3 protein-coding genes are annotated in these 2,913 nt (G+C 61.0%); 1 reads left to right on the plus strand and 2 read right to left on the minus strand.

Annotated elements, in window-relative coordinates; genetic code table 11:
- Positions 1 to 396 (plus strand): hypothetical protein (locus AC6FTP_RS26660; protein ID WP_497209933.1); only part of this gene is annotated, 396 nt, incomplete at its 5' end.
- 162 nt (positions 397 to 558) lie between these two features.
- On the opposite strand, the gene thrS is transcribed toward AC6FTP_RS26660, so the two are convergent.
- Together thrS and AC6FTP_RS26670 are read right to left on the minus strand one after the other, a co-directional pair.
- Positions 559 to 2,517, minus strand: coding sequence for a threonine--tRNA ligase (thrS, locus tag AC6FTP_RS26665; RefSeq protein ID WP_497209934.1), 1,959 nt, complete (start codon positions 2,515 to 2,517; stop codon positions 559 to 561).
- A gap of 236 nt (positions 2,518 to 2,753) precedes the next feature.
- Positions 2,754 to 2,913, minus strand: a 160-nt coding sequence (locus tag AC6FTP_RS26670) for an SMI1/KNR4 family protein (RefSeq protein WP_497209935.1), incomplete at its 5' end; no start/stop codon positions are given.

The following is a 2,913-nucleotide window of genomic DNA, read 5'->3' on the forward strand; positions in this document are numbered from 1 at the left end:
GCACTCGGCGCACCGCTAACGAACAACTCCCCAGGTTCCTCGGCGCAGATGCGTTCTCAACTGACGAGCCTGAAAGCCCTCATCGATGCGGTGCCGACGATCACTTCGGTCGTGGTGGACTCGGTGAACACCCTGCCCGCTGGTTCATCGGCGACGGTCTCGGCATCCGTGGCCGGCTCGGTGCTGCACCTCGGCTTTGGCATTCCGCAGGGAGACACGGGTGCGCCGGGAGAAGTGACCTCTGCGGAACTGGCGGCGGAGATCGCGACGACGAGCAGCAACAGCAACGCGGTGGCGCTGCTGATGGAGGGGGCGGACGGCTTTTACAATCAGACGCAGATGCAGAGACTGATCGACAAGGTGGATGAGCTGATCACGGCGCTGAGGAGGGCGTAGAAAGAAAGTTCTCAGTTCTCAGTTCGCTGTTGGGAAGAAGCGAAGCGTCGTAGAACGAGTTTCTTACTCGTACACCGGTGCGGCGGGTTTGAAACCCGCCGATGGCAAACCCGAGTTGGAAACTCGGGGCACCCGCTGACGACTTGAAAAGTCGTTCGACTGCTACAGGCGACGCTCCCTGACCTCCGCGGTGACTTCGGCGAGGAAGTCCGCGATGGGCTTCACGCCGAGGTCGCCACGTTTGGCGTGACGGACGGCGACACCACCCGCAGCGGCTTCTTTTTCGCCGAGGACGAGCATGTAGGGCACCTTGTCGAGCTGGGCGTTGCGGATCTTGGCACCGATCTTGTCGGCGTCGTTGTTCAGCGTGACGCGCAGGCCAGCGGCTTTGAGTTGGGCGAAGATGTCGTTGGCGAACTCGTCCACCTTTTCACTGATGGTGAGCACGCGGATCTGCTCCGGGGCGAGCCAGGTGGGGAAGTGACCGGCGAAGTGCTCGATGAGCACGCCGCAGAAGCGCTCCATGCTGCCGAAGGGCGCGCGATGGATCATGACGGGGCGGTGAGTTTTGTTATCTGCGCCGGTGTAGTTCAGGTCAAAACGCACGGGCAGAACGTAGTCCACCTGCACGGTGCCGAGCTGCCATTCGCGACCGATGACGTCTTTGATCACGAAGTCGATCTTCGGGCCGTAGAAGGCGGCCTCGCCGGGCTCCTCGGTGAAGGGCACGCCCAGAGTGGCGGCGGCTTCACGGCAGGCGGCTTCGGCTTTGTCCCACTGCTCGGGATTGCCGGTGAACTTGCTGCTGTCAGGATCACGCAGGCCCACACGCACGCGGTAATCGCTCATGCCGAGGGTATTCAGCACGATCTTCACGAGGCTGAGGCAGCCGAGGACTTCGGCGGCGACTTGGTCTTCGGTGCAGAAGAGGTGGGCGTCATCCTGGGTGAAGCCGCGCACGCGGGTCATGCCGTTCAACTCACCGCTCTGCTCCCAGCGATACACGGTGCCGAACTCGGCGAGGCGCACGGGCAGGTCGCGATAGCTGCGCGGCTGGCTGTCGAAGATCTTGATGTGATGCGGGCAGTTCATCGGCTTCAGCAGGAAGCCATCGAGCAGTTTGTCATCGGGCATCACGCGGTCTTCGGTGATGATTTCTTTGCCCGCGCGCTCGTTGAGCTGCTGGCGCAGTTTCGCCGAGACGGCACCGAGACGGTCCATGACTTCGCAGCAGCCACAGCCCTCTGCCGTGACCTTGGCGAGGTCGTCGTTCTCGATCACCGGGGCGAACTGGCTGTCCTTATAATAGGGGAAGTGGCCGCTCGTCTTGTAGAGCGCCAGCTTGCCGATGTGCGGCGTGAAGACCTGGGAGTAGCCCTGCTTGCGCAGCTCTTCGCTGATGAAGTTTTGCAACTCCTGGCGAAGCACAGCACCATTCGGTGCCCACAGGATCAGGCCCTGGCCCACGTCTTCGTCGATGTGGAAAAGCTTCAGCTCTTTGCCGAGGCGGCGGTGGTCGCGCTTCTTCGCTTCTTCCAGGCGGACGAAGTAGGCTTCGAGCTCTTCTTTGGATTCAAAGGCGGTGCCGTAGAGGCGCTGGAGCTGCGGCTTCGTTTCATCGCCCATGTAGAAGGACGAGGACACCGAAGTCAGCTTCACGTTCTTGCACTTGCCGCTGTAGCCGACGTGTGGCCCGGCGCAGAGGTCGATGAAGTCACCGTTCTGGAAGCAGGAGATCTGCTCGCCCTCGGGGATTTTGTCGATGAGGTCGAGTTTGAAGATGCTCGGATTGCCAGGGCGCTCGCTGAGGCCGCCGAGACGACCGCTTTCGGCCATGGCCTTCGCGTCTTCGCGGCTGATGCCTTTCCATTCGAACTTCTGATTCTCCTTCGAGATCTTCTTCATCTCGGCCTCGATCTTCTCGAAGTCATCCGGCGTGATGCGGTGCTTCATCTGGAAGTCGTAGTAGAAGCCGTTTTCAATCGGAGGTCCGTAGGCGAACTGGGCGTCCGGCCAGATGCGCAGGATGGCGGTGGCCATGATGTGGGCACAGGAGTGGCGGAGGCGCTCGATGTCGGTCATCTGGGCGCGTTGTTCGAGGGTCTTGCGTTCGGTGGACATGATTGGAAAAAGGGCGCGCACACTGGCGCAGGATGCGCTGGGTGCAAGGCGGATGGATGGACTGATCAAGCTGGCCAACTGACCTCAAAACGAGGGCAGCTTGGTCGCAGAGGGTAGATCACTCGATGAAGGTGAAGAACGACCCAAGCTCAGCGACCCGACGCGCGGGACGCAACGATTGCAACCACGACACTCACGCCGGGTTCGCTGTAGCGTTAGCCCGCCATTTCGTGATCTCAATCATTGTCGAACGCTCCAGCCTCTACCTTGCTGGTGAACTCTGAAAACGATACTGCTCGGTCCTCAGTTTCGCCAGTCTCGTGTGACCACCGAACAACTGCCGCCTCACCCGATGAGTCCGAACGTGAATAGTCGAAGCAATAGTAGTCCCCAGCG

The sequence above is a fragment of the Prosthecobacter sp. genome (assembly GCF_044378005.1).
Taxonomy (GTDB): Bacteria; Verrucomicrobiota; Verrucomicrobiia; order Verrucomicrobiales; family Verrucomicrobiaceae; genus Prosthecobacter.

What these genes read in the sequence shown, in the direction of transcription:
- thrS (WP_497209934.1), bottom strand. Translation starts at nt 2,517, where the DNA reads ATGTCCACCGAACGCAAGACCCTCGAACAACGCGCCCAGATGACCGAC.